Below are 5,614 nucleotides of genomic sequence, written 5' to 3'. Positions count from 1 at the left end.
GGGGCGACCCGCGCAGGGGCGGTGCACCTGGCGTCGATGTGCACGATCACGCGTTGCAGACCGCCGCGCTGCTGCGCCGCAGCCGCCCCGCGGACAAGGAACTCCAGGTGACCGGCCTGGTGCACCCCATCGGCCGGCTGCTGAGTCCGGCCGACGTGACGGGCCGGGCGGGGCACGCCGCCAAGGCCGTACGGGCGCTGCTCGGTGAGCGGGTGGCGCGGCTGGTGCGGCGGCATCCCTGGCACGGGCCGGCCGCCGACGACGACCTGGCAAGGCTCCGGCAGGCCGACGAGGACGGTCGGGTCGCCGGCTTCGACGCGGGGGTGCTGGAGGACTGGCGGACCGTGCTGGAACTGGTGGCGGCCCGCAACTCACGGCTGGGGGCCGTCGACTGACGGCCCCTCACCTAGGGCGCGCCCCGTCACCACTTGCCGGGCGCGTAGTCCTTGAGGAAGACGCCGTACAGGTCCTCGCCCGACTCGCCGCGCACGACGGGGTCGTAGACGCGGGCCGCGCCGTCGACCAGGTCGAGCGGGGCGTGGAAGCCCTCCTCGGCCAGGCGGAGCTTGTCGTAGTGCGGGCGCTCGTCGGTGATCCAGCCCGTGTCGACCGAGGTCATGAGGATGCCGTCGGACTGGAACATCTCCTGGGCGCTGGTCCGCGTGACCATGTTCATCGCGGCCTTGGCCGCGTTGGTGTTCGGGTGTCCCGCGCCCTTGTAGCCGCGGCCGAAGACGCCTTCCATCGCCGACACGTTCACCACGTAGGCGCGCCCGGCCGAGGCCTTGCGCGCCGCCTCGGCCATGGCCGGGCGGAGCTTGCTGATCAGGATGAACGGCGCCGTGTAGTTGCACAGCTGGGTCTCCAGCAGCTCCACCGGGGAGATCTGCTCGATGGTCTGCACCCAGGTGTTGGTGTCGACGACGTCGGGGACCAGACCGCCCGCGTCAATGGCGGTGCCGTCCAGGTGCCGGGCGATGCTGGCGTTGCCGGCGACCAGGGCGAGGTCGGCTACCTGCTGCGCGTCCAGGCCGCTGGTGCCCAGCGGCAGCGCGGCGATGCCGTCGACCGCCCCGGAGTTGAAGGCGCCGATGACGTGGTGGGCGGGCAGTTCGCCGGCCGGCAGGGGGGCGCTCTCGCCGTCGACCAGGGCGGCGTAGGCGGAGGGCAGCCGTCGTACGGTCTGCGTCGCGTTGTTGATCAGGATGTCGAGCGGGCCCTGCGCGGCGACCTGGTCGGCCAGCGCCACGGCCTGGGCCGGGTCGCGCAGGTCGATGCCGACGACCTCCAGGCGGTGGATCCAGTCCGCCGCGTCGTCCATCGCCTTGAAGCGGCGGATCGCGTCCTTCGGGAACCGGGTGGTGATCGTCGTGTGGGCGCCGTCGCGCAGCAGCCGCAGCGCGATGTACATGCCGATCTTGGCCCGGCCGCCGGTGAGCAGCGCGCGCTTGCCGGTGAGGTCGGTGCGGGCGTCGCGGCGGGCGCGGTTCTCGGCGGCGCAGTCCGGGCAGAGCTGGTGGTAGAAGTAGTCGACCTCGACGTAGCGCGCCTTGCAGGTGTAGCAGGAGCGGGGGCGCTGGAGTATCCCCGCGATCCGCGCCTCCTCGGTGACCGAGGAGGAGGGCAGGACGCCTTCCGTCTCGTCGTCGATGCGCTGGGCGGAGCCGGTCGCGGTGGCCTCCGTGACCGCCTTGTCGTGGGCGGTCTTGGCGGCCCGGCGCTCCTGGCGGCGGCGCTGCTTGACCGAGCGGTAGATGCCGGCGGTGGCCCGGCGCACGGCGATCGCGTCGGGGTGGTCGACGTCGATCTTGTCGAGTTCCTCCAGCACGGCGAGGCAGAGCGCCAGCCGCTCGGGGTCGATGCCGGGCCCGTACACGACCTCACCCATGGTCGCCGAGCCGTCCTCTGTCACCGTCATCGCGCTGCCGTTTCCCTGCTGCCCCGTGCGGCGCTCCGACCGCGCTCGCTTTCGAACCGGGAATTCTACGGAGCGCCGGGGCACACCTCCAAACCCGCGTGGGTCAAGAGCCGCAGGCCGTGATGAGCGTCTCCACCTCCGCGGTCAGCGCCCGTGCGAACCGGTCGAGATCGGGGACCGCCTCGGCGTCCGCGACCAGGCCGAAGTGGACCCGGCCCCGGTAGGTCGAGACGGCCACCGCCAGGGACTGGCCGCGGGCGAGCGGGGCGTAGGGGAAGACCTCGGTGACCGGGTTCCCGGCGAGTTTCAGGCCGAAGCTCGGCAGCGGGACGCTGGTGACGAGGATGTCGAACCAGAGCCGGGCGGCCTGGCTGACCAGGGGGCCGCCGAGGCGGTGGCCGAGGGCGGGGACGTGGTCGGCGAGCAGGGCGACGGCGCCCGCTCCGCGGCCGGGTCCGGCGTCCTTGTTGCGGTTCATGGCCGTCCGGACCGCCGCGAGCCGGCCGAGCGGGTCGGGGTCGTCGACGGGAAGCCGCATCAGATACCCGGAGAGCCGGTTGCCCTGCGGGTGGGCGGTGCGCGGGCGGCGCTTGGAGACCGGGATGAGGGCGCGCGGGGTCACGCCCGCGCTGCCGTCACCGCGCTCGTCGAGCCAGGTGCGCAGGGCTCCGGCGACGACCGCGATCAGTACGTCGTTGACGGTGCCGCCGACCACCTTGCGCACCCGGTGCACGTCGTCGAGGTCGACGACGACGCCGGCGGTGCGGCGGGTACCGGTGGGCCCGGCGGTGAGGGCGCCGGTGGAACGCATGCCGAGGGTGTGGACGGCGACGGAGGCCCCGATGTCGAGGGCGCGGCCCACGTCGGACACGGCGCCGGACAGGGCACCACGCAGCAGGCCGGGCAGTGCGCGCACGTCGGGGAACCGGCCGCCGGCCGGTGGCGCCGGGCGGGGCCGGGGCGCGGGCAGGTCCATGGGGTCCAGGACGGCGGCGGCGAGCGTCAGTGCGCGCAGGCCGTCAGCGAGGGCGTGGTGGAACTTGAACAGGACGGCGAAGCCGTCGCCCTCCTCGGCCGGCAGGACGTGCGCCTCCCACGGGGGCCGGCCACGCTCCAGCGGGCGCTCCATGAGGCGCCCGGCCGCCGCCTGGTAGTCGGCGGTGGGCGGGTGCAGACGGACGTGGTGCAGCGGATCGAACTCCGGGTCGGGCTCGCGCACCGCGCCGCCGAAGGAGAGCGGCCCGGTGAACGGCGCCCACACGTCGCGGATGCGCATGCGCAGGCCGGGGACGGCGGCCGCCCGGCCGGCGAGCAGGTCGGCGGCGTGGGCGGCGGCGGTCGGCGAGGGCGCGGCGAAGACACCCAGCGCACCGAGGTGCATCGGGTTCTCGGGGGACTCGATGTTCCAGAACGCCAGGTCGAGGGGTGCGAGCGGATCAGCAGTCACGGGCTTGCCTCGCGTCGACGGAGAGTGAGCCAGTAGTCAACCCCCTCGGCACGATTACGGTCAAGTACGATCAGGCTACGCACAGTTAACAACGGATTAAGTATCGACCGAAAAGAGCATTCCGCTGGAAAGCGGCATCGATCGGGACACTCCCCTCACGAGACTCGCTGCCCCTTGCCCAGGGCGATCACACCCGCCTTCGACACCGAGTACAGCTCCGCGTCCCGCTCCGGGTTCACACCGATCGTCGCGCCCGGCGGCACCTCGACGTTCTTGTCCAGGATCGCCCCGCGCACCACGGCGCCCCGTCCGATGTGGACGTTGTCGTGCAGGATCGAGCCCTGCACGACCGCCCCCGGATCGACCAGGACGCCCGGCGACAGCACCGACCGGGTGACCTGGCCCCGGATGAGGCAGCCCGCACTGATGATCGACTCGCCGGCGATGCCGCCCGCGTTGAAGCGCGCCGGGGAGAGCTGGCCCGAGTGGGTGTAGATGGGCCAGCTCCGGTTGTACAGGTTGAAGGCGGGCCGCTCGGCGATCAGGTCCATGTGGGCGTCGTAGTACGCGTCGAGCGTGCCCACGTCCCGCCAGTAGCCCTGGTCCCGCGTCGTCTCGCCGGGCACGTGGTTCTCGCTGAAGTCGTACAGCTGGGCCTCACCGCGGTCGGTGAGCTGAGGCAGGATCGAGCCGCCCATGTCGTGCACGGACCGCTCGTCCTCGGCGTCCCGCTGGAGCGCCTCGATGAGGGCCTTGGTGGTGAAGATGTAGTTGCCCATGGAGGCGAACACGCACTCCGGGTCGTCCGCGAGACCCGGCGGCTCGGCCGGCTTCTCCAGGAACCGCTCCACCGTCTGCCCGTCCGAGCCCGGCGTGATCACACCGAAGGAGGCGGACTCGGTGCGCGGCACCCGGATGCCGGCCACCGTCACCCCCGCACCGCTGTCGATGTGCTGGGCGAGCATCTGGCGCGGGTCCATGCGGTACACGTGGTCGGCGCCGAACACCGCCACGTACTCGGGCCGCTCGTCGTAGATGAGGTTGAGCGACTGGAGGATGGCGTCGGCACTGCCCAGGTACCAGCGCGGGCCGAGGCGCTGCTGGGCCGGGACCGGGGTGACGTAGTTGCCGAGCAGGCTCGACATCCGCCAGGTGGTAGTGATGTGCCGGTCCAGCGAGTGCGACTTGTACTGCGTCAGGACGCAGATGCGCAGGATGTCGGCGTTGACGAGGTTGGACAGCACGAAGTCGACGAGACGGTACGTCCCGCCGAAGGTGACCGCCGGCTTGGCGCGGTCCGCGGTGAGGGGCATCAGGCGTTTGCCCTCGCCACCCGCCAGCACGATTCCGAGGACCGAAGGTCCACCACGACGCATGGCCGCTCCCCTCACCCAGATCTGTGATCCATTGCTGCCCCCGCCGGGGGCGCACTACGCCTGTTTGAGGGTGTCCTCGTACAGTCGGACGGTTCGCCGGGCGACCGCGTCCCAGCCGAACTCCTCCACCGCGCGCACCCGGCCGGCCTCGCCCATGCGGCGGGCGGTGCCGGGATCGCCCAGCACCGTGTCGAGTGCCCGCGTGAGACCGGCCTCGAAGGCGCGGGCTCCCTCGTCGCCCTCCTCCACGGGGACCAGCAGCCCGGTCGCGCCGTCCTGGACGACCTCCGGGATGCCGCCGACCCGGGAGGCCACGACGGGCGTGCCGCAGGCCATCGCCTCCAGGTTGACGATGCCGAGGGGCTCGTACACCGAGGGGCAGGCGAAGACGGCCGCGTGGGTGAGGAGCTGGATGACCTCCGGACGCGGCAGCATCCTCGGGATCCAGTGCACGCCGTCCCGGGCCCGGCTCAGCTCCGCGAACAGCTCACGGAACTCGCGGTCGATCTCGGGGGTGTCGGGCGCGCCCGCGCACAGCACGACCTGGGCCGCCGGGTCGATGTCCCGGACGGCGCGCAGCAGGTGCGGGACGCCCTTCTGGCGGGTGATGCGGCCGACGAACAGCACGTACGGGCGGGCCGGGTCGACGCCGATCCGGTTGAGGGCGTCGGTGCGGTGGTCGGGCCGGTACAGGGCGGTGTCGATGCCGTTGTGCACGACGTGGACCCGGTCGGCGTCCAGCTTCGGATAGCAGGCGAGGATGTCCTCGCGCATCGCGCCGGACACGGCGATCACCGCGTCGGCGGCCTCCACGGCGGTCCGCTCGGCCCAGCTCGACAGGCGGTACCCGCCGCCGAGCTGCTCGGCCTTCCA

General features: G+C 72.6%; 5 protein-coding genes. 1 reads left to right on the top strand and 4 read right to left on the bottom strand.

Going from position 1 to position 5,614, the window contains the following annotated elements:
* Window positions 1-38 precede the first annotated feature (38 nt).
* On the top strand, window positions 39-395 hold the full coding sequence (locus tag BZL64_RS19980; protein ID WP_086770561.1) for a hypothetical protein: 357 nt from the start codon (window positions 39-41) through the stop codon (window positions 393-395).
* 26 nt (window positions 396-421) lie between these two features.
* Here the strand turns inward: BZL64_RS19980 and BZL64_RS19975 are convergent, their stop codons facing one another.
* The 4 genes from BZL64_RS19975 to glgA form a co-directional block, all read right to left on the bottom strand.
* Window positions 422-1,918, bottom strand: coding sequence for an SDR family NAD(P)-dependent oxidoreductase (locus BZL64_RS19975; RefSeq protein WP_086770560.1), 1,497 nt, complete (start codon window positions 1,916-1,918; stop codon window positions 422-424).
* Window positions 1,919-2,021: 103 nt separating this feature from the next.
* Window positions 2,022-3,365: a wax ester/triacylglycerol synthase family O-acyltransferase gene (locus BZL64_RS19970; protein WP_086770559.1), complete on the bottom strand. Its 1,344-nt coding sequence runs from the start codon at window positions 3,363-3,365 to the stop codon at window positions 2,022-2,024.
* Between the two features lie 155 nt (window positions 3,366-3,520).
* Complete coding sequence (gene glgC, locus BZL64_RS19965) at window positions 3,521-4,741, bottom strand: glucose-1-phosphate adenylyltransferase (protein WP_086770558.1); 1,221 nt, start codon at window positions 4,739-4,741, stop codon at window positions 3,521-3,523.
* Window positions 4,742-4,795: 54 nt separating this feature from the next.
* The coding region (gene glgA / locus BZL64_RS19960; RefSeq protein ID WP_086770557.1) for a glycogen synthase at window positions 4,796-5,614 on the bottom strand (819 nt) is incomplete at its 5' end.

Source organism: Streptomyces bobili (assembly GCF_002154575.1).
Classification (GTDB): domain Bacteria; phylum Actinomycetota; class Actinomycetes; order Streptomycetales; family Streptomycetaceae; genus Streptomyces; species Streptomyces bobili.
Note: the sequence above shows the minus strand (reverse complement) of the source record. Positions and strands in the feature narration are given on the sequence as shown.